Origin of the sequence: Vibrio sp. Vb2131 (assembly GCF_033338535.1) — a bacterium.
Taxonomy (GTDB): domain Bacteria; phylum Pseudomonadota; class Gammaproteobacteria; order Enterobacterales; family Vibrionaceae; genus Vibrio; species Vibrio alginolyticus.
This window is the reverse complement of record NZ_JAWOSW010000015.1, coordinates 117815-139484: the sequence shown is the minus strand read 5'-3', so window position 1 is coordinate 139484 and position 21670 is coordinate 117815. Positions and strand designations below refer to the sequence as shown.

The window sequence follows — 21670 nt, the reverse complement described above, 5'->3', positions numbered from 1 at the left end:
GTGCCCACTCCTAAGTTTCATAACTTCCTTCCCTCGGACGCTTCTATCTCTCACCACAGCAACTATGCTTTAAACGACATGTATTCAATTGTCTAGCTTCAACATATGAAGGTTAAGTGAACATAAACAAGCGAAGGAAACAGGGCCATGGAAGTCGATAAAAATGATAAGTTAACAAAAAAATTACAGATAGTGATTCATTGGTCTGTAAGAGTATTGTCGATAGTTATGTTGTTTGTAATCGTCATGGGTGTGATAGATGTTGCATGGACGATATATCAAAAACTTATCACGCCACCTAAACTTATTCTGACGATTTCAGATATGCTAGCCACTTTTGGTGCTTTTATGGCCGTTTTAATTGCTATTGAAATTTTCATCAATATAACTATTTACCTGCGAGAGAATGTTATTCATGTAAAAATCGTCATGGCCACCGCGCTGATGGCAATCTCCCGAAAGGTCATTATTATAGACTTTGAAACCTTGTCTCCAATGTACCTGATTGGAATTGCGGCTGTAGTTCTTAGTATGAGTCTTGGTTACTGGCTGATCCATAAACTGCCCAATAAGAGCCATACTGAATAAACATCTCAGCCTCCCGGCTTTGCAGATACTCTCAAAGCATGAAAAAGTCTTGTCTTGGCACGTTGAAGCTAATAGATTCCTCCATGCTAGGCTCTATATACTGCGAGACTACAAGATTATAGAGTAGTGCCTAGGCGGAGAAATTATCGATATTGTTTTCTAGCAGCTAATCTTTGAGTATTGGCACAGCTCAATGGGGGCAAGTGTTGCTCCAGTTCCCCCATCTGATATATACCCTCAACATCTATGCATTTTACTTTCAACTTTTCCGTGGTCCTCTTAAACAAGGTCGTCACGAGTAGCCTGAAGGATTACATCCGGCTAGAAGTAACAGCCAGAAAAGTGATTGTCAGGTGGTCGGTCATCTCGCCGTAAAATTAGCTCTTAACGTATACCTTCAGCTCAGTTTGCGAAACAGCCTTAAAGGTCAAAGTAACTTTCAATCCCATTCAGAGTGTTGGTCGTGGCCACAGCGGCTAATATCAACCCCATGATCCGACTTACAGCGCTAGCTCCTGTATTCCCAATAATCCTGTGTATGCCGCTGGCCATTAATAGCAAGATATAAACAACCAATAGTACCAGCAGCATCACAGCCACGGTCTGGACTTGCTCCCAAATATTAAACCGCACGTTCTCTGTGAGTAAAACGGCGGCTAATATTGCGCCAGGGCTAGCAATTGATGGAATGGCTAGAGGAAAAACTGCTGTATCATGATGACTATTGAGCGTTCTGATTTCTTCTGCTGGTTTACTCTCACCAAATATCATAGTCAAAGCAAACAAGAACAATACGATACCGCCCGAGATTTGAAACGCAGACAAGGGAATACGCATTGCTGTAAGTATGATTTCACCAGCAACAACAAAAAACAGTAGGATAGCAGCGGAGAATAGAGTCGCAAACAGAGCGACCTTACGCTTTGCCACTTCTTCATAGCTTTTTGTGGCTGCGATAAAAACGGGCACAGTACCTATGGGATCGATGACAGCAAAGAAAAAGATAAAAGTTGCCACAAAGTCAATCATGCTACTTTCTCCAGTACTAATTTAGCTTTAAGGATAGAAGATCAGCTTGAAGTAGCAGAGAAAATGTTTGACGCTAACATAGCGAGAGCTCATTCAGAAAAACAAAAATGGTGCGTTATTTACAATACAGAACTTACTTCTATCCTATCGATAACTATTAATATCTCAAAGGTAATGACTACCATACCTAACGGTAGTCGCCATCGCTTTAGACTTCTCAGAGAACATCAAAAAAACAAGTGAACGAGAAGAATATCGACGTCATAAGATAGTGAGGCTTTAGTGTTTATACCAGTGCTCTTTTGACTCCATTTGAGCTTTTACTTCTGCACTATATTCAGCAGTAGGTCGTGCCAATAACCTTGGAATGCCGATAGGTTCTCCGGACTCTAAACAATAGCCATACTCCCCTGCGCGCAAGCGAGCCAACGATCGTTGAATCTTAGGTAACAGCTTTTGCTCTCTATCTATGATTCTTAATGCGATTGCAGATTGCTCCTCACTGGACGCCCTATCGCTTTCGTCACTGAATTCCATTGGCGCAATCATCTCTTCTTTCGCGCGTTCAATATGCGCTAACGTCAATTCATAAAGCTCAAATAATCGGTTTTCAAAAAACGCGAGCTGAGCTTCATTCATATAATCCGCCTCGGGCGCTGCAAGAATTTCTTCTTCTGTCATGACATGCTTTTTCTCTTCGTTCATAGAACCTCCACACCGAGATAAGAGTTCGATCTCTAAATTCCGGACATCTGAACCTGTGCAACTAAACGACAAATAAAGCCGCCAATAAGGTGCAGTGCTCGACACACTCACAAACTGCTTGATGCCAGAGTTAAGATCACCGACTATATTAATTGTTATATTATAACATTACACTATAAAGAGCATGAGCATGAACACCCAGAAACTCCCTGTTACGGTTTTGTCCGGCTTTCTAGGCGCAGGAAAAACAACCGTTTTAAGTCATATTCTTAACAATAGACAAGGCAGAAAAGTCGCGGTCATCGTCAACGACATGAGCGAAGTCAACATCGATGCAGCGACCGTTCAGAATGAAGTTTCTCTCAACCACAGTGAAGAAAAGTTAGTTGAGATGAGTAACGGCTGCATCTGTTGTACCCTGCGTGAAGATCTACTTGAAGAAGTTACTAAACTCGCGCAAGAAGGCAGATTCGATTACCTAGTTATCGAGTCCACTGGCATCGCCGAGCCACTTCCCGTTGCAGAGACTTTTACGTTTGCTGATGAAAACGGGCTATCACTTTCAGACGTTGCACGTTTAGACACCATGGTTACGGTGGTTGATGCGATTAACTTTCTGCGTGATTACGATGAAGCTAAGTTCTTAACAGAGACCGCCGAATCCTTAGGTGAAGACGATGAACGCAGCGTCGCCGACTTGCTCGTTGATCAAGTCGAGTTCGCTGACGTTATCTTGATAAGTAAAACCGACCTCGCTGAGAAATCAGAAATCGAAAGGCTTCTTGCGATTCTTAGAACTCTCAATACATCCGCCACCATCCTTCCGATCTCAAATGGTGAAGTAGACCTTGATGCGGTACTCGACACACAAAGCTTCAGTTTTGAAAAGGCACAACAAGCCCCAGGTTGGTTGAAGGAAATGCGAGGCGAACACATACCTGAAACCGAAGAATACGGCATTTCTAGCTTTGCTTATCATGCGAGACGCCCTTTCCATCCAGAGAAGTTTTATGACTTCCTCCACAATGCGAAAGATTACGGCAAACTGATTCGTTCCAAGGGTTACTTTTGGCTAGCAACAAGACCAGAGTTTGTCGGTCAATGGAGCCAAGCGGGAGGCATCGCACGTTATGGTGTTGCGGGTATGTTTTGGAAAGCGATTCCGAAGGAGGAGTGGCCGACGGATCAAGATTACCTAGATGCTATAAACGACATTTGGCAAGAACCATACGGCGATATGCGACAAGAATTGGTGTTTATTGGTCAGGGATTAGAGCAACAGAAATTGATTGCTCGTCTTAACGAATGCTTGTTAACAGAAGATGAGATGGAGCAAGGGCTCGACTATTGGTTATCTCTGGAAGACCCTTTCCCTGAATGGGAACAGTAAACGACTGAGATACAAAAAAGCCTCCCACCATTCGGGAGGCTTTTTCGTTACCCAGAGCCAATTTTGGTATACCGAGCCAATTCAGTAAGTCCGTTCTTGGTACAAGCCGAGATTCAAACATGCACCAAGGGAATCCTCACCAGTACATTCAAACCGTCTTCTTCTGGCTCAACTTAGCTATTTTCTTTGGCCAAGGATCTTCAAATGTTGCCCCTTGTTGCCATTGCTCCAGTTCCGCATCCGTTAAAAAGCAGTTTTCCAGCGCATCAATAAACACATCGACTTCGTTTTCTTGCCCAATCACCGTTAAGCGACAACGACGATCACCAAAGCGGCTTTCAACGCTGTCTATCTTATCTTGCAGGATTTGACGATGTTCCTCAGTGAAGTTTTGCGATTCGTCATTGATTACCGAAGCGCGCCAAAAGCCTGTAATTTCAAGCCCCACATTGCCGCTTGCTTGGCTCCAAAGCAGTGAAACATCGTCTCGAGTTGGAAACCAAAAGAACCCCTTACTGCGGAACACACCTTTAGTTAAATACTGGTGGCAGGTACTCCACAAACGCGCAGGATGAAAAGGTCGATCATCTTTGATCACTTTGGCGACAAGGCTTTGTTCGTCTTTATCAGAGAGATTCAACGGCTCATTCACCGTCTCACGAAGTTCTGCGATTAACTGCTCAACAAGGAAGAAATTGTAGTCTTGCTCACCTTTCAACATGCGGATATCCAAGTTTCCCCATGACGTTTTGATTATCTCGGTGTAAACATTAAGCGGATGAATCGCCTGCGCGATGTTACGAACGGTATTGTCATCCACTTTGTCCGTCTTGGTGAGCATGACACGGTTTGAGAACATGATTTGCTCTACCAACAAGTTTTCAACGCCGCGAACACCCTGCTGTACGTTCTTTTGCCACTTCGGAATTAAGGCAGAGCCTTGTCGATAGTCATCTCGCAACCAAGTCGCATCCACCAACGTAATCACGTCTTTGAGAGCGAATTGTGCGTTATTTTTGAAATACTCAACCAAAGGCAAAGGATGACTACTGCCCGATGTTTCAATCACAATCCATTCTGGCGATTTTTCTGCGCAGAGCTTTTTAAGGGCTTTATCGAGCTGCTTTACACCACTCAGGCTGCTGATGCTGTCTCCACTGATCGTGACAAAGTTGCCCTGCTCTTCACTCACCGCATCGGTATTTAAGATAAGCACGCCATCGACGTCTAACTCACTCATGTCATTCACAATAACTGACAGATCAACACCAGAATAATCGGCTTGTTGAAGAATATTGCGTAAAAACGTGGTCTTCCCTGACCCGAGAAACCCATGCAAAATGGTGACTGGAATTGATGGCATACCTTTGACCTACAAACTCTGGATGAATGCATGTTATAACATAACAATTTGATGAGTTATAGAAGGAATCCAATTGCTGTCTTGTACCCAAAGATTAAGAGTCGGTTAAGACCACAGAGGCTGATTTTTCAGAGCTAGCCTTCGTTTCTCATCACGTTTCATCACCAGCAAAGGTCTGACTATTGATAAAAATAATAAGTGGTTACAAAACGACCATTGCTTTGTTTATAAAATTGGAGAAAGATGACAGTACAGCGATTTATAGGAGGTGGTGTTATGACTTTAGTTCTTACCATTCTTATTTTCCTAAGTTGTATTGCGATGCTCGCGATTGGTGTGATGTTTTCACGTAGGCCGATCAAAGGCGGAGGTTGTTGCAAAGCGTCCGATGTTGCGGATGTGGGCGCACGTAAAAGAAAAAATCGCAGTCATTATTCTTCTAGGAACACATATTGACACTCACCTATTGCTCCAACCTCACAACACAAAATAGCATAACTGAGCCCTAACAAATTGTCGGGACTCAGTTTTTCGTTTCTACTAGATAATCAAACTCTGATACTCGCGCCAAAAATGAAGGTTTCTGGATGTTAGGAAGCGACTTCGCGATAGGTAAGTCGGCTTTCATTGCATCAACCGGACGATTACGAACTAAAACTTCAAAATGTAAATGTGGTCCGGTTGAACGACCAGTATTCCCAGAGAGGGCTATTTTTTGCCCACGCTTTATAACTTGACCTTTTTTAACCAAGATTTTATTCAAGTGTAGGTAACGAGTTTTGTACACACTGTTATGTTCAATCACTAAATAATTACCGGCATAAGGGTGCTTGCGGACCGCAATTACTTTTCCATCCCCAGTAGAATAAACTGGCGCACCGATTGGTGTCGCGAAATCCGTTCCGTTATGCGGGGTGACTCTTCCCGTCACTGGGTGTTTACGCTTAGGGTTAAACCCAGAGGTGATTCGGCGGTATGCCCTATCGACAGGATAACGGTTAAACGCTCGCTCCAAACTGTTACCAGCTCTATCATAGAACCGTCCATCCTCGGCTAGAAATGCAGCGACTTCGCCCCTCGCTAAGTTAAAAGAAATAGCCTTAATCTCACTATTGCCAGTTTTGTGTTCACCTAAATATTGCTGTTTCACTAATATATCGAAACGGTCACCGGCTCTAAGAGATCGCGCAAAATCAATCTTATCTTTCATCACCTGCGTAATATTTGCGACGTGGCCTGATGCCAATCCTACTCGATGTGCCGAGACTGAAAAACTCCCTTTGATTTCTCCCGAAAATAAGGTTTCACGCCATTCCCCTGAAATTTCCTGAAATTCGTAAGAGAAGGAGCCATCGTTTTCTCTAGTGTAGATAGCCTTCTCTACAAGGCTCATATGATAAATTAGTCGACTCAATTGCCCCATGTCATCCATCACTAATTCAAGCTCTTCTCCGGGCTGAATCATATCTAGCTGGAGGTGATCAAGATCAACTGAGAGAATTTGCTGCAAAATACCGTAAGGGAGACCCAATTGAGCGAAGATACCACTGAGCGTATCTCCCACTTTAACTATGTAGTGTATTTGTTTAGGTTTAGGCAACGGAGTCAAACTGATATCTGAGGGAACCACTATCTTTGATGATGGAGGTGGTAACGAATCACTGCTTTGATTCAGTTGAGTGCTGTGACTATCTTGATTTGGCTCATCCTCTGTAGGTAGAAGCAAAGCGACCGAAAAACAAAACACAGCAACGATTAAAGCAATAAATTTAAACTTACTCATGAGAAACTAAGTATCAATAACAACGATTGTTATGTTATAACATATCTAGGATTATTTTTACTCAGTTTAGTAAACGTTTATTCAGTTCACTGGATTGGCTAAGAGAAGACCAGTCATTCAACCCATTCTCTTTGAGAAGGCTCAATAATGAACACATTCAATTCAGCACTTATCGTTGCAGGAACACACGGAAACGAACTTTCTGGTATTTATTTACATAAACTAATCAAAGAAAAACGTTACTCTGTCAATAGATCAACCTTTTCAGCCTGCTCGATCATCGCAAACTCCGAAGCAGTAAAACACAACGTCCGATACATCGATACAGACTTAAATCGCGAGTTCTCAGCAATGAATAGCAATCATTGTCCTGATTTGCATGAAAGCAAGATTGCACATCAATTTATCGAGAAATATGCAAACCAAGAAAAACTGTTGATTGTTGACCTGCACAATACAACAAGCAATATGGGAGCGACGTTGATTTTGCTTTCTAACGATGTGTTTTATCGGAAACTGGGCGCGTACGTCAAACAACGAATGCCATCAGCACATGTCCTTTTCGAAGAGCGAAAAGAATGGCAAGAGCAACCTTACCTTTGTACTGCTGGGCAATATGGAATAATGATTGAGGTCGGGGCGCAAGCACATGGTGCGCTAGAGTACAGTACGTTGGAGTTGATGAAACAGATGCTTACCGCAGTATTGGACTATGTTGAAAAGCACAACCTCAACCAAATAGGCTTACTGAGCGATTATGAGGCATTTTTTTACACCGAAGAAATCAGGATTCCACTTGATCAAGAGGGTATGCGGCAAGCACTAGTACACCCTACTATTTGTGGCAGAGATTTTGAGGCGGTCAAACCAGGAGCACCTTTATTAGCGACTTTCGCTGGTTATGATATCCATTGGAATGGCAAAGGGGAAATTTACCCGCACTTTATCAATGAGAGCGCCTACAGTACCGCAAATATAGCAATGGCCCTCGCTAAAAAAAGACGTGTTTCTTCCGTGTAACTTAAAGCAAGTAATTAGGCCACGTGTAACGTGGATACCTCACCCCATGAATAAAACTGTGCCTGAACCGCATAGGCAGAAAATACGGGTACTAACCCCACCCTAATACGGCAGCATAAGTGCCCTAAGCGCAGCTTTAAAAGAAACCCCACTAGAATTTTAAGGAGGTAAGACATTATGGTTAAAAGGAGAGTTTTCTCTTTTCTATCATGATGCCTTCTCCAAACATCGAAATAATCTATCTTCAAATTGGTCATCTAGACCGGAAGAGATCAGTTCTAGGCGGCTTTCTGAACACTCGTCTAGTTCAAACTCTGTGAGTCCATCTGATGTTAGATTGTAACCAAAAATACCGCTTCCCGTGATAAAAACCGCTTTCATTCGTTCGACCTTGAGGTCGAGCAGCAATAATATCAGCTTTTGATGATCGAACACGTTTTCAGCGGAGATACGCCAACCGATACTGTAGAAACCTTCCCCCTGATTGGTTGCTTTTAGAATGCCGCTCTCAGGCATAGGCAACTCAGGAACAAGTGACTTTTTCTCTCTTTCACGATAAAGAACAGAGGGCGTTTTTTGCACGTCAATACGAGTCGCTCCCTCACATTCATGAAAAGGGATAGCGCCATGTTCAGCGAAAATCACTTTTGTTTCCCGCAGACCGAGCTTTGCTATATAAGCCGTCAGCTTTTGCTCATCTTCATCTTGATAGAGATCGCGCTTATTACCTACCACTGTATCTGCGATAGTGATTTGCTGGTTAAACGTTTCATGCTCAGTGTACTTAGGATCCGATAGTTTACGTGCATCGACTAAAGTAATGTTTTTTTGCAAAGCGAGAATTTGACGATAATACTCGGTCGATAGCACTTGCAGTACTTCTTTAGGATGACCAAGGCCTGTAGGCTCAATCAACAATCGATCTGGCCTTGCTTCAGACAATAATTGATTTAAGGCGATTTGCATCGGAAGACCTGCTGCACAGCACATACATCCCCCGGGGACCTCTCGAATAAACACTTGGTCTTGTTGTTTTTTTTGGCCTTGTAACAAGCTGCCATCAATACCAACTTCGCCAAATTCATTGACCAATACAGCCCAACGTTCATGACTCGGTTTATGGGTCAATAAGTGCATTATTGCCGATGTTTTCCCCACCCCGAGAAAGCCAGTGATGATGTTAGTCGGCACTCGCGAAATCAGTGGCTTATTAAAGTTCATTGGCAATTCTCCGGTAGCCTTGGACTAGTTCATGGTTGGCAGAAACGACGGATTCGGAAAAAGCTGAATATTCTGGCGGCACTTTAGAGATACTCTCTAAATCAAAACCGACACCAATATTGGTCATCGGTGGTACATGGAAATAAGCGGGTAAATCGAGGCCATCGACGACACAGTTATGACGAATAACACACCTCTCACCGATGACGCTATTGAACACGACGGAGTTGAAGCCAATGAAAACATCATCACAAACCTGGCAAGGACCATGAATAATCGAACGATGAGCAATGGATGAGCGCTCACCAATGGTCACCGCAGCCCCTGCCTTAGAGTGAATTACGACACCATCTTGGATATTGGTGTCACGTTTGATGACGATAGCTTCCATGTCTCCATGGTTATTAACTTCGTCAGCTCGAATAACAGCATAGGGTCCAATAAAAACGTTATCCTCAATAATGACTTTGCCACAGATAATAGCGGTTGGATCGATAAAGGCTGTTGAGGACACTTGTGGCATATGGCCCGTTGGGTTTCTTCTTAACATAATGCTTCCAGTTTGTTTATGGCTCTTTTTTTACGGTCAGCGACTTAACGATTGAAGGATAAACGCATCGCTGCAGTTGGTTTATCGATGACTTTGTTATTGGCAAAAACTAGCGCGCCATTGACCCAAGTCTTTTGAATTTGAGCTGAAAATTCATGTCCAGCAAAAGGCGACCAACCACAATGATATAAACTGTTTTCGTTGCTAACTCGTGTTGGGGTATGAGCATCAACCAACACCAAATCGGCGTAGTAACCTTCACGGATAAAACCTCGGCCTTGAATGCCATAGCGAATGGCCGGGTTGTGCGCAGTTTTTTCGACTACTTGAGTCAAACTCATATGACCTAAACGGACATGCTCGAAGAGAGTAAGTAACGCATGCTGAACTAACGGCAGTCCGGCTGGAGCCTGCTCGTAAGGCACTTGTTTTTCTTGCCAAGTGTGAGGAGCGTGGTCTGTTGCAATGATATCTATTTGCCCCGTATTTAACGCTTTTAACAACGCATCGCGGTCATTAGGAAACTTGATTGAAGGATTACATTTGATCAAGTTACCAAGAGCGCCATAATCTTTGTTGCTGAACCAAAGATGGTGAACACAAGCCTCCGCAGTGATTGATTTGTCTCGAATGTCTCCCTCGTCAAAAAGTGCTAGCTCCTTCGCCGTTGTGATGTGCAGCACATGCAGTTGGCTGTGATACTTATTGGCAAGTTCTACCGCATAAGAAGATGAAGCGTAACAGGCCTCTTCGTCACGCAAAATGGGATGGTCTTCGATAGTGAAACCTGGCTTCTTAAGCCTTTGCTTTTGCTGGTTTTGTTTAATAACAGTCCCACTTTCACAATGAGTAACAATGAGTACTGGAGAGTCACGAAAAATTGACTCTAACGCTTGCGGATCTTCGACTAACAAATTTCCTGTTGATGCCCCCATAAATACTTTCACACCACAATGTTGTTTGGGGTTAAGTTGTTTAATCTGTTCAAGATTGTCTTCGGTTGCACCGAGGTAGAAAGAATAATTCGCAAACGAGCTTTCTTTAGCGAGAGCGAACTTGCGCTCTAACGAGTCAATAGTCGTTGTAGCCGGACTAACATTGGGCATTTCCATGTAGCTTGTAATACCGCCGGCTACCGCTGCCCGCGACTCGCTTGCAATTGTGCCTTTATGTGTCAGCCCAGGTTCTCGGAAATGCACTTGATCGTCAATCATGCCTGGCAGTAAATAAGCCCCTTTAGCATCAATTACAATATCTCTGTGTTGTACGGATATATTAGTAGCAATCTTGTCAATTCTTTGATCAACAATACGTAAATCTGTTTCGGTAATGGCTCCTTCGTTGACCACCCGAGCGTTTTTAATCAATGTTGCTGACATAATTCATTCTTTTAGATAATTTAAAAATGTGGCCAATACTCGGTCACCTTGTGAAGCTATAAGGGGAGATCGTGTGTCTGCCTCATAGGGGGCGGTTTGCGCATTCATCGCAAACACAGGAAATCTCAAATTGTGGGCTAAGAACGGTGAAGCCTTCTTGTATGGCTTTCGCACATACGCTAGAAATAACATTGGCTTCAACCGCTATTTCACTAACCTTTCCACACTGAGAGCAAATCAAAAACTGTGGAACGCCATGCTCCTGATCGCACGCGATTTGAGAACAAACGACGTATTTACTAGATGTATTAAGCTTATGGACAAAGTGCTCTGCTTCAAGGAAATCGAGTATTCGATAAACCGACATCGCTTGAATGTTTTGAGAAAAGTTGTGATTGCAGTAGTCAACTAGTTCGTAGGCAGAAAGCGGCTTCTCCGCATATAGCAGCGAAGTCAGTATCAATTTCCGTTTAGTAGTGAGTTGTTTACCTCGCAGCAGGCAGATTTTCTCTACCTGCTTCATGACGTCATCTACCGTTTTGAGCTTTCTCATATCTCTAGATGAAATCCAATGTGAGTAGTAAGCGACGTTCATTATCTGCAACATGTGGAGAGCGATGTATAAGTCCAGTGGCTTCATTGCCTTCCCAACCACTTCCTTTGAGCAGGGCAACATCGCCAGGCTGCATTCGTCGTATGGCACTTTCAGAGTCGTATAAGCCCGATAGGTGATCAGGTTGACCAAGACTACCGGCACCGAGTTTAGTGCGATCAATGGTATCGTTGGTTAACCATTCGGTCGCTCGGCCGGTATAAGTTATGACAAGTCTGCAAGGCACACGATCAAAGTGAAATTTCGGGCACATCGGGCTGTCTAGGCGAGTTAGCCTCAAACCTGCTTCTTTAACCTCAAACAAACAGCAGAACATATCGACGATTAAAGCAACATCTTCACTCAGCGCATCAGCACACGCATAGCCCTTTAACTTGCTTCGTACCCATTGTGCAGCATCATCTGGCGTGACACTTTGTACCAGTGCCAATCTAGGCTCCTGTGCCAGCATCAGATTAATGTCCTTCGTCAACTCTTTCGAGAGCGTTCGCTGCCATATGGCAATATTGTGCTCTGGTTTGTAGATGTCGCTAAGTATGTTCGCTGATGTCGATATCGCCAACGATGATGTTGTTTGGACACGAAGCGGGTTCTCAACTACATCAATGCTCATATATCTTCCTCCCAAGCGTTAAAAAGGTCAGGTAAAGGTTTTAATAACGTTGATTTTCTAGGGCTATGAGACCTAGTAATCGTTACGATTTCGCTCTAGTTCACGGACATATTGACACAGTCCCACCCCATGTAGAGTCAAGTCAGACAACGCTTGTGAAGAAATCAACGTTTACTCTCTCTCAATAGGAGACTACTGGTTGTGAGATCAATTCTTTAAACAACAAATTGTAGAGCCCCAAACAAAGCAATGTTATAACATAACAATTAATCTTTTCAATATTTACCTTTTTTGATTAAAAATAATTAGGGGAACATCATGAGCATGCGAGCACGGAAATTATATTCCGCGATTAGAAAAGTAACGCGTAGGTGAATCGCCATAGACCCGACGAAACATCGCGATAAAGTTGCTGGGCGTCGAATAACCCAAAGCATGTGCAACCGCTCCTACAGATTCCTCTCGAGCTATCATTTCTAATGAATGTATTAGCAGTACTTGTTGCCGCCATTCATTAAAACTCATGTTTAACTCACTTCGAATCAATCGTCTTAACGTCCGAGATGAGACTGCCCCAATATTGGCCCAATGCTCCACAGAATGTTTGCTGTTTGGGTCTATTAAAATTGCTTGAGTAACTTTTTGCAGTCTCGGATCTCTGGGCAGCGGGATGTGGAGTGACTCATGAGGGCTATTGACGATTTCATCGGATATTACGGCAAGAATACGTAAAGACTGTATGGATAGATCGTCTGTTTTGCTCCATATCGATGCTCTAACCGATAGGGCTTTCAACACATCGCTCATTTGGATAACACAAGGTCTCATTGGAAACCGCTCACAACTCTCTGGAGTAAACAGTAATGAACGACCTTTCAGAGAACCACAAAAATAAACACTGTGCATCGCACCCGGGGGGATCCAACCAGCTCGGTGAGGTGGTAGTATCCACGTTCCTTCATCGGTTTTGACCTGAATTAGCCCTTCATCTATACACAGTAACTGGCCTCGATGATGACTGTGCCAATTATGTGGCCGTTGATCCAAATGGTTGAAGTCGCTCCTTTCATGCTGCCACTCCTTAACGATCAGTGCGGCGCCATTTTTCCATTCGCTGTAATCAGAGTTTGTCACTTTATTTACTCAATTCCATTTTGGCCATTATTCATTATTTTCTGTCCTCTTAACGTTACCATAGCAAGTTAGCGTTCGAGTAACATTTTAGCAACGACCATTTTATCGAAGGCAGAACCATCATGAACGAACCTATCTTTATTATCTATTACATTACGGCAGGCTTGGGCATTGGCTTTCTCGCAGGACTCGTTGGTGTGGGTGGTGGTGGAATGGCCGTCCCTATTTTTGCGTTTCTATTTTCACTACAGGGAATAGCTGATACGGAAGTAGTGCATCTTGCGTTGGGGACATCAATGGCTTCGATGATTGTTACAACATTGGGCAGCATGCGCGCTCACTACAAAAAAGAGAATGTAGACTCGACAATGGTAGTAAAAATGTTGAGCGGAGTTCTAGTCGGAACATTTTGCGCCACATTCGTAGCATCGTATCTACAAGGAGTCTATCTGGCAGGCTTTTTCAGCGTATTCATGTTGTATGTTGCTTATAAGATGTTTCTCAACACTGAAAATGAGTACAACCCTAACCCACATGGGGCTATCGGTAATATCACTGTAGGCTCGGTCATTGGCTCTGTATCAGCACTTGTCTCTATAAGCGGTGCGGGGTTGATCATCCCCTATCTTGTCCAGCAAAATTTTGAAGTAAAACGTGCTATTGGAACCTCTGCTGCGATAGGTTTCCCTATCGCGCTGTCAGGAAGCCTCGGTTACATGTTAAACGGATGGGAAAATACAGATTGGAACAACTTAGTCTTAGGATACATATACCTTCCTGCAATGCTCAGCTTCTCCATTAGTAGCTACTTAACTACTAGCCTCGGCGTGCGTTGTGCAGAGTATTTCCCAAATAAAGTTCTTAAGAAAATCGTTGGTATTTTGTGTGTTCTTCTAAGTTTCAAAATGTTGGTACAAGTACTTAGTTAGAGCAAATAACACGGTCACTAGTAGGCCTTGCACTATGGTGAAAGGATAAGCCTGCAAAAACTTACTTCTCGCTTTGCTGGTCCAAGCACACAATGTGTAAGAAAGCTCCTCATTGTTGCACTCTTATGACTTTGTTAACCTGGCCAGAATTACATCCAAAATGTGCTGATGATTGTCCTTTCTGGAAACCTCGTCACGCTCCTGGCAAAGTGCTTCCTCCCCTTCTGATGCGAGAATTTTAATGCCACGCTCAGTACATTCTGCGAACGCACTAAACTGACTCGCACTGGGGATCTCTTGAAATGTTACATTGGGAAGAGCAACAAGTGATTCGGCTGGTGTCAGTGCGGGATATAGCCGATCAGAGAGCGCCACCACGGTGATAGCATTGTTCATCAAGGCCAGTGTTTCAGGGACAAAAGTTTTCGTTAGCTCAGGGTTGATAACGACGACCGATTTCAGTTTGTTTTCAGACTGAAATCGGGGAAATTTTTGATCCGGGATGCTGGTAATATCAACGTTATTTTCACGTAACCAATGACAGTCTACATTGGTGGCGTTGTGACACGATGTTCGATATTTCTCCGGGCTTATTTGCGCTCCGGAGAGCATCAGCATAGATGTGCCGCCCAGAAAAAAGCCGACCCCCTGCACTGCATCAGTATCTACGCCTCCGGACAGTATCCCGACCGAACTTAATTCGTTCAGCCCAAGCACCAAATCACTGGTTCTGAATGTGATTTCATCGACAGCCATTTCTGCATTGATTTCGTTCGGTGCAGGAGGCTTTGGTACCACAACGACATAACCTTGTTGCGCTAGGCTCGAGGCTATCCAACCACTGTGGGAAAACGCTGACCGTGTTCCGCCCTGCGACAAAAGCACAACGGGAAATTTTCCACTTGCTAAAGGGGCATCTAACTGCGTTTCGACTGATTTAAAAATGTTCCCCCTACCAAACGTGAAATTGTTTTTTTCGTTCGTTGTGGGATACCAATAATAGACTTCTACTGGCTTATCTCTGTCTTCACTGAATCCCGTTTTGATTGTTAGCGCAGAATGGTATTTCGGCTCATTCGTACTGGCGCTGGCACTGACACACAATGTAGCGAGTAGAAACGACATTATTATTTTGGTTTTCATTTTTCCCTCAGCCGGTCAACACATTATTCTGCACGGCATCTAGAAAAATAACGCGCAGGAGATTCTCCATATATTTTGCGAAACATAGCAATTAAGCTATTCATAGTCGAGGTAACCCAAAGAAAATGATAGACCGCTCCAGCTAGAGCCTTTCTTTTCAATAATTTTCTGCGGATATCCACCATGCAGAAGTTCGTACTTTACTCATTGTAAACGACTAATCATTGCCTCTTAAGGCAACATTAGAAAACCAACCGTATTCACAATCCATAACTCCATAACTCATAGTTACACCGATGTATATCTAAGTGAGCCGAAGCTTCATTGCCCATCCAGTGCCCTTTGCATTTTTATAGCAAGGTAGCCAAGCACCATTTTATTACGGACCATTGCTGCGCGGCTAATGCTTTTGTTTTGTATCGTAACTGATTTGCTTACTGACGTTCTTTAGTTGCACTCCTACCTTATTAAATGCCTTTTGAATAGTTGTGGAAACATGCTGGCGGCCCTCTCCTTCAAAAAAGTTAGCTCGATCTTGCTTCGTTTCGAATACACAGACTATTTCTAAACTTTGTGGAAAAGAAGAGAATTTGACGGTATGAGTCACCCAAAGAAAGCCATCGTAGCCTTTTAGCGTATCTTCACAAACTTCGGTCAACACTTCTCTAATTAGATTCTCGACCTTCTTATCTGATTTGCGCATGAATTAAACTGCCTTCCTATCTAACGCCTTTAATTAGGTCTCAGTCTACATTGTCTTAAACAGTATTTGGCAGTGGTATTTAGTCAATAGCCTGTAGATGAGGTTATTCGCACGAAGATTTACCGACCTACTCGCTTCGAACTACATCTTACGCTGTTAAAAATAAGCGCTTTGCAACTCTACAAAACGCTTCTAACTTATTAGATTATTTTAAGTGTGTTTCAAGGAATGCAGAAACCTTGTCCATTGCAATGCCGACTGCTTCTGGATGGTCATACAGTTCATAGTGAGACCAATTTTCCAAATTAACCAGCTGTCGGTCTTTTGATTGAACAGAGCGGCCATAAATTTCCTGCCCATCACGATAAGCACCAAACGCCCCGACTTTTTGCCCTACCACGGCCATAACAGGCTGAGTCAATAACGTTTCGGCAAATGCAAAGGCATCCCAGCTCAGTGTTTTCTGTGCATGTGAAAACAGCATACGAGTTGCACCACCTTCGGTTTGTCCACGTGATGTTTTGTAGTATTCAGTAGCTTCGAACACGTCTCGTTCTGTTAATCCATTTTCTTTTGCAAATTCAATATTTGGAGGAAGAAGTTCATCGATTTTCAGCTCTGAGCCGCGAGCTTCGGCTGTTCTCTGTGCAGCCATAGCTTCAAGATTGGCGATAGGGTCGTACATACTAAAGCCTTCACGGAACAAGCGGCCTAAGTTAACAGGCGTAATACCTACGACAGCTTTCAAGCGCTTTTCGGTTAGGGCTGAATTGATCATGTAACCACCACCGCCGCAGATACCGAGTCCACCAATTCTATTCTCATCGACATATGGTAAAGTTACTGCATAGTCGATAACGCGACTGATATCTTCAACACGTTGACTTGGGTCTTCTACGTAGCGAGGCAATCCTCCCGATTCTCCTTGGAAGCTCGCGTCAAATGCGATCACGACGTAACCTAACTCAGCAAGGGCTTTACCATAGACAGCGCTGGATGTTTGTTCTTTACAACTACCAAAAGGATGAACACTTATCATTGTTGGGTAGCGTTTCGATTCATTGAAGCCTTCTGGGAATAAAATTAATGCAGACATATCCCAAGACATATCAGCATTTCTAAAAGTGATTTTTTGCATATTCATAATCAATACCTTAAGAGTAAAAAGCCTTGAGAGCAGAAAGGCTCGAAGCAATTGAGCCTTTCATCGGGAATATTAAAGAGTGCGTTGGAAGAAAGATGCGAGTTGGGATACTGCGTCATCGACGTATTCGGCAACATCATAAAGCGACATATGGTTTGCACCATCAATGGCATACAAGGTTTTATCTGAACTCGCAGCACGTTCTATCAGGTCATCACTCATCCATTTGCTGCCCGCGTCACTACCAACGACAGCAAGAATTGGCTGAGTTAGGAATGCTTCCGCTTTGTGGTACGCATCGTAAGTAATGATCTGGTTTAAGTTACGAGTTAGAGCAAAACCCGGCGCATTTGGATGTTCACAACGTGGTGTGTGGTAATACTCCCAAGCTTCGCGTAGCTCTGCATTTGAGGCATCTTCTTCACGCATCGGAGCTAGAGGAATAGTCGCGAATTCTGTACCATTCGTGTCGGTTGTGCGAGCATTCGAACCAAATTCTAAGTAACCAACAGCGTCAGCATCGTTAACCGAATTATCCCAACCATTACGGAACATTTGGCCAATGTTTACGGCACTAACCATACCCAGTGCTTTGATTCGACGATCATTGATCGCTGCATTTGCACTATAGCCCGCACCAGCACAAATCCCCATTGCGCCAATTTTATCGTTATCGACGTACTCTAACGTTGTCAGATAGTCGACGACTGCGCTCACGTCTTCAGTACTCGTGTAAGGGTTTTCCATTTGGCGAGGCTCACCTGTACTTTCACCTTGATACGAACGGTCAAACGCAATGGCAATTATGCCGCTTTTTGCAAGTTTACTCGCATATAGGCCTGCGGTTTGCTCTTTTACGCCACCACCTGGGTGTGAAACAACAACCGCCGCATATTGTTTACTTGCATCAAAATCTGTAGGGAAGTTGATAACCGCTGAAATCTCAATACCTTGACCATTGAGATTTTTGAAAGTGACTTTAGACATAGCGACATTCTCCATTAGAGGTTAACTGTTCATCTCAGGCTGACCTAAGCTTCGATGTAATATTAGTCAACACACTGTTTCGGATAAATATCGTTTTATCTACATGACTGTTTAGTTATACTTAACAAATGAGAATAGAACCTTCTTTAATTTCATCACTGACGTGGTTTGCACATATTGCTCGCCATCGCAGTTTCACTAAAGCGGCCTTAGAAATGGGGGTAACCCGTGCTGCCTTATCACAACACCTGAAAGCGTTAGAGCAACAGCTACAAGTTCGGTTAATCAATAGAACCACTAGAAGTATGTCGTTGACTCAAGAAGGCCAACGTCTGCTTGATATTTTGCAACCTTCATTGGTGAACATTGAGCAGGTCGTTAACGAATTGAACGACTCTCATCTTGAGCCTTCGGGATTAATCCGTATCAGTGTATCAAGAACCGCTGCTCGGCTGCTTATTGAGCCCTATCTAGGTGAGTTCCTCTCTCGTTATCCTAAAATACGCCTAGAGCTAATCATGGATGATGGGTTTTCTAACATCGTCGCAGAAGGCGTTGACGCTGGCATTCGCTTAGGATTAAGCTTAGATGAACATATGGTTGCGGTCCCTATTACTCCGCCGTTAACAACGGCAATAGTGGGCTCTCCTGAATACTTTAGGCAAAATGGACTACCTCAAACTCCTGAGGATTTAGAAGGTCACAATTGCCTTGCTTATCGTTTTACCTCTAGCGGAACAATTGATCATTGGTCGCTAACCTCTCCAGATGTTGCAAAGCGCACCCTCGTTTTCGAGCCTAAAGGCAATGCTATTTTTAATGATGACTATAGTATGTTACAAGCTGCAATACAGGGTGTGGGTTTAGTGAAGCATATTGATTTATGGGTGGAAAAGCACATAAATGAGGGAAGATTGACCCGAGTCCTGACACCTTGGTGCAAAGAGTTTCCTGGGTTTTATTTATATATACCTTCACGAGAGCATATGCCGAAAAAAATCCGCGTCTTGATGGATTTTTTAATCGAAAAGCGCGAAGCTCTGAAACCCAAAGAGTGATTATCAAATTGCTTTAAATAAAAAAAGCGAGCACGAGGCTCGCTTTTAACTTTCTGTTTTCGTTATATATTACAATAGCTCAACCGATTGTTTAGCTATCACAAATTCCTCGTTAGTAGGAATAACAAGAGCTTTGGCACCTAACAACTCAGATGTTGCAATAACACCTGCGTTACCAAATCTTGCATCTTCATTACCTTTCTCATCTTCAACAAAACCTAACAGTTTTAGGTTTTTCAAGATTTCACGACGAATTGGTAGTGAGTTTTCACCAATACCACCAGTGAAGATGATGCCGTCTAATGAATCCAGAGCCGCGAGGTAGGAAGTAATGTATTTCGCAACGCGGTAAGTGAAGATCTCAAATGCCAACTTCGCACGTGAATTCCCCGCTTCCATTGCGTCTAGTACGCCACGAGCATCACTTGTCACACCAGATACACCTAAGAAACCTGACTTCTTGTTCATCATCTCGAACACTTCGTCTTTTTCCCAGCCTTTACGGAAAAGGAACTCGATAACACTTGGATCAAGGTCACCACAGCGAGTGCCCATCATTAGGCCAGCTAACGGCGTCAAACCCATACTTGTATCAACACATTCGCCATTTTTAACCGCACTCACTGATGCACCGTTACCTAAGTGCACAGTGATAAAGCTGCTTTCTTCAACCGGCTTATCTAGCATTTTCGCTGCTTCACGGCTTACGTAGTAGTGGCTTGTACCGTGAGCACCGTAACGACGCACTTTATGCTCTTCGTAAAGCTCGTAAGGAAGTGCGTACATAAAGGCTTTGGCTGGCATTGTTTGGTGGAAAGCAGTGTCGAATACAGCAAATTGAGGCAGTGAAGGGAACGCCGCCATTGCCGCTCTCATGCCTTCAGCGTTCGCTTTGTTATGAAGTGGTGCAAGTTCAGCAAGGCGCTCTACTTCTTGAATAACTGTTTCATCAACTTTCACAGTTCCTTTAAAGGTTTCACCGCCTGCGACAATGCGATGGCCTACAGCGACAAATTTTGAGCTCAAACCTAGAGTTTCGAGTAGTTTTACCACTCGCTCAACAGCGTACTGATGATGGTTACCGCCAGCTGGAATTGCTTCAACGGTTTTTTCTCCCTGATATTTCCAACTGATTTCAGCTTCAGGTAGGCCAAAACACTCACCAATACCTGATACCAAAGCTTCACCGGTTTCAGAATCAATAACAGCAAATTTTAATGAAGAGCTACCAGAGTTGATCACCAGTACAAACGAATTAGACATGAAATAGTTATCCTGTTGTAGAGCAGAGGTTGTAATAGCGCTTGTGCGCTGCGTACTTCTTGTTTGCCCCTCTATTATTCAATAATTTTTTAATCTTTCAACAATCTTTTAGTAAAAGCGATTTGATTGAACAAATTTTGTTGATCTGTAGCAAGTTTTGATTTTATTTGAAGACTAAAAAATATCACTTGTTAAACATAATTTATGAATAGGTCAATTTGTACAAAGTCAGATATATAAGCTACGTTGTTTATTGGGTGAACAAAAATAACAAACCAATCAATAAATCGGGGTAATAATGTGCCCACTATTGCATTTCTATTAGTGATCTTAGGTTTGATTTTGCTCTGCTGGGGATGGCAGATGACAAAAAACATCTGCTCGAAAACTGACGTAACCGGGTGGACTTTCCTATTATTGTTAATCAGCTGTTTCATTTTTGCTTATGCCGTTTTTTTGCACGCTATCATGCAAAAACCTATTACTTCTCTCTTAGAAACGGGGGTTTCTCTTATACTTTTTGGCGGCAGTATCTTTGTCGTGCTGGTGATTAAGTGGAGCAACGATTCGATATTAAAGCTTCATACTGTTGCTGAAAGAGAGAAGCGCAATGCCGTCCATGACGCTCTTACTGGGCTCCCTTATCGTAAATACTACTTTGAGTCTATCGAAGACATAACACAACCTGAAGGCCAATGACTGATTCAAATTATGAGATAACCTCAAAAACGTCGAAAGATTGATAATACGTTTCAAGGTAAGCTGGTTAATTTCTTTTCACAGCAAGCCGCACTGAAGGCTCCCGCTCTATCGTTGAGAACACGATTGCGCTAGCACATGGATTAGGGTATTCGGTCGTAGCAGAAGGCGTTCAAGACATGGACACACTGCATTTTTTGAGAAGTCGAGGCTGTGACATCATTCAGGGTTACTTGTTCTGCCCTGCCCTTAGACGAAGTAATAAGTTGGGTAAACAAACACGATGAAAAGCAAAACCGTATTAGACGCGCATAAAAAAGCCGAGCGCTTTGCTCGGCTTTCAATTCTTTTTGTAG

The 21670-nt window shown here is 43.3% G+C and carries 21 protein-coding genes and 1 pseudogene; 7 read left to right on the top strand and 15 right to left on the bottom strand.

Features of this window, described 5'->3' with window-relative positions:
- Nucleotides 1-147 precede the first annotated feature (147 nt).
- Nucleotides 148-588, top strand: a complete 441-nt coding sequence (locus R7E38_RS16470; protein ID WP_005375731.1) for a phosphate-starvation-inducible PsiE family protein — start codon at nt 148-150, stop codon at nt 586-588.
- A 420-nt stretch (nt 589-1008) separates the two neighbouring features.
- Here R7E38_RS16470 and R7E38_RS16465 read toward each other — a convergent pair whose 3' ends face one another.
- Complete coding sequence (locus tag R7E38_RS16465; protein WP_005375727.1) at nt 1009-1617, bottom strand: MarC family protein; 609 nt, start codon at nt 1615-1617, stop codon at nt 1009-1011.
- Nucleotides 1618-1896: 279 nt separating this feature from the next.
- Entirely contained in the window at nt 1897-2322 is a 426-nt protein-coding gene (locus R7E38_RS16460; protein WP_064354628.1) for a TraR/DksA C4-type zinc finger protein, read from the bottom strand.
- 190 nt (nt 2323-2512) lie between these two features.
- Between R7E38_RS16460 and zigA the strand changes: the two genes are divergently transcribed.
- Complete coding sequence (gene zigA / locus R7E38_RS16455) at nt 2513-3712, top strand: zinc metallochaperone GTPase ZigA (RefSeq protein WP_047100912.1); 1200 nt, start codon at nt 2513-2515, stop codon at nt 3710-3712.
- A gap of 148 nt (nt 3713-3860) precedes the next feature.
- Here the strand turns inward: zigA and R7E38_RS16450 are convergent, their stop codons facing one another.
- Both R7E38_RS16450 and R7E38_RS16440 read right to left on the bottom strand, forming a co-directional pair.
- Nucleotides 3861-5075 (bottom strand): CobW family GTP-binding protein, encoded by a 1215-nt coding sequence (locus tag R7E38_RS16450; protein WP_047100911.1) that lies wholly within the window; start codon nt 5073-5075, stop codon nt 3861-3863.
- 523 nt (nt 5076-5598) lie between these two features.
- Nucleotides 5599-6858, bottom strand: coding sequence for a peptidoglycan DD-metalloendopeptidase family protein (locus tag R7E38_RS16440; RefSeq protein WP_226084074.1), 1260 nt, complete (start codon nt 6856-6858; stop codon nt 5599-5601).
- 147 nt (nt 6859-7005) lie between these two features.
- Between R7E38_RS16440 and R7E38_RS16435 the strand changes: the two genes are divergently transcribed.
- Nucleotides 7006-7878: an aspartoacylase gene (locus R7E38_RS16435; protein WP_226084073.1), complete on the top strand. Its 873-nt coding sequence runs from the start codon at nt 7006-7008 to the stop codon at nt 7876-7878.
- A gap of 207 nt (nt 7879-8085) precedes the next feature.
- Here the strand turns inward: R7E38_RS16435 and R7E38_RS16430 are convergent, their stop codons facing one another.
- The 6 genes from R7E38_RS16430 to R7E38_RS16405 all read right to left on the bottom strand — a co-directional run bounded on the left by R7E38_RS16430 (nt 8086) and on the right by R7E38_RS16405 (nt 13388).
- Nucleotides 8086-9099 carry a CobW family GTP-binding protein gene (locus R7E38_RS16430; RefSeq protein WP_226084072.1) on the bottom strand — a complete coding sequence of 338 codons (1014 nt, stop codon included), beginning with the start codon at nt 9097-9099 and terminating at the stop codon, nt 8086-8088.
- The gene (locus R7E38_RS16425; protein ID WP_017821071.1) at nt 9089-9649 is read right to left on the bottom strand and encodes a carbonate dehydratase; all 561 of its coding nucleotides are present in this window, start codon (nt 9647-9649) and stop codon (nt 9089-9091) included. The genes R7E38_RS16430 and R7E38_RS16425 overlap by 11 nt, the downstream gene beginning before the upstream one ends.
- Nucleotides 9650-9693: 44 nt before the next feature.
- Nucleotides 9694-11028 carry a dihydroorotase gene (locus R7E38_RS16420; protein WP_226084071.1) on the bottom strand — a complete coding sequence of 445 codons (1335 nt, stop codon included), beginning with the start codon at nt 11026-11028 and terminating at the stop codon, nt 9694-9696.
- A gap of 82 nt (nt 11029-11110) precedes the next feature.
- Nucleotides 11111-11581, bottom strand: coding sequence for a Fur family transcriptional regulator (locus R7E38_RS16415; protein WP_017821073.1), 471 nt, complete (start codon nt 11579-11581; stop codon nt 11111-11113).
- Nucleotides 11582-11585: 4 nt separating this feature from the next.
- Complete coding sequence (locus tag R7E38_RS16410; RefSeq protein WP_005375711.1) at nt 11586-12254, bottom strand: DUF1826 domain-containing protein; 669 nt, start codon at nt 12252-12254, stop codon at nt 11586-11588.
- A 339-nt stretch (nt 12255-12593) separates the two neighbouring features.
- Nucleotides 12594-13388, bottom strand: coding sequence for an AraC family transcriptional regulator (locus R7E38_RS16405; RefSeq protein WP_226084070.1), 795 nt, complete (start codon nt 13386-13388; stop codon nt 12594-12596).
- A 122-nt stretch (nt 13389-13510) separates the two neighbouring features.
- Here R7E38_RS16405 and R7E38_RS16400 point away from each other — a divergent pair, with 122 nt between their 5' ends.
- Nucleotides 13511-14317 carry a sulfite exporter TauE/SafE family protein gene (locus R7E38_RS16400; RefSeq protein WP_062730947.1) on the top strand — a complete coding sequence of 269 codons (807 nt, stop codon included), beginning with the start codon at nt 13511-13513 and terminating at the stop codon, nt 14315-14317.
- Between the two features lie 123 nt (nt 14318-14440).
- Here R7E38_RS16400 and R7E38_RS16395 read toward each other — a convergent pair whose 3' ends face one another.
- The 4 genes from R7E38_RS16395 to R7E38_RS16380 form a co-directional block, all read right to left on the bottom strand.
- Nucleotides 14441-15460 carry an alpha/beta hydrolase family protein gene (locus R7E38_RS16395; RefSeq protein ID WP_062730946.1) on the bottom strand — a complete coding sequence of 340 codons (1020 nt, stop codon included), beginning with the start codon at nt 15458-15460 and terminating at the stop codon, nt 14441-14443.
- 400 nt (nt 15461-15860) lie between these two features.
- Nucleotides 15861-16163, bottom strand: a complete 303-nt coding sequence (locus R7E38_RS16390) for a hypothetical protein (protein ID WP_005375707.1) — start codon at nt 16161-16163, stop codon at nt 15861-15863.
- 205 nt (nt 16164-16368) lie between these two features.
- Nucleotides 16369-17307, bottom strand: coding sequence for an alpha/beta hydrolase (locus tag R7E38_RS16385; RefSeq protein ID WP_017635745.1), 939 nt, complete (start codon nt 17305-17307; stop codon nt 16369-16371).
- Nucleotides 17308-17379: 72 nt separating this feature from the next.
- Nucleotides 17380-18294 carry an alpha/beta hydrolase gene (locus R7E38_RS16380; RefSeq protein ID WP_017821078.1) on the bottom strand — a complete coding sequence of 305 codons (915 nt, stop codon included), beginning with the start codon at nt 18292-18294 and terminating at the stop codon, nt 17380-17382.
- A gap of 128 nt (nt 18295-18422) precedes the next feature.
- Between R7E38_RS16380 and R7E38_RS16375 the strand changes: the two genes are divergently transcribed.
- Nucleotides 18423-19352, top strand: a complete 930-nt coding sequence (locus R7E38_RS16375; RefSeq protein ID WP_104976538.1) for a LysR family transcriptional regulator — start codon at nt 18423-18425, stop codon at nt 19350-19352.
- Between the two features lie 69 nt (nt 19353-19421).
- Here the strand turns inward: R7E38_RS16375 and R7E38_RS16370 are convergent, their stop codons facing one another.
- Nucleotides 19422-20615, bottom strand: coding sequence for an acetate/propionate family kinase (locus R7E38_RS16370; protein ID WP_053307807.1), 1194 nt, complete (start codon nt 20613-20615; stop codon nt 19422-19424).
- Nucleotides 20616-20978: 363 nt separating this feature from the next.
- On the opposite strand from R7E38_RS16370, the gene R7E38_RS23550 reads away from it, so the two are divergent.
- Both R7E38_RS23550 and R7E38_RS23545 read left to right on the top strand, forming a co-directional pair.
- Nucleotides 20979-21314, top strand: a complete 336-nt coding sequence (locus tag R7E38_RS23550; protein WP_225452550.1) for a GGDEF domain-containing protein — start codon at nt 20979-20981, stop codon at nt 21312-21314.
- 71 nt (nt 21315-21385) lie between these two features.
- Nucleotides 21386-21629: pseudogene (locus R7E38_RS23545) on the top strand (EAL domain-containing protein); the annotation flags it as partial.
- Nucleotides 21630-21670: the final 41 nt, after the last annotated feature.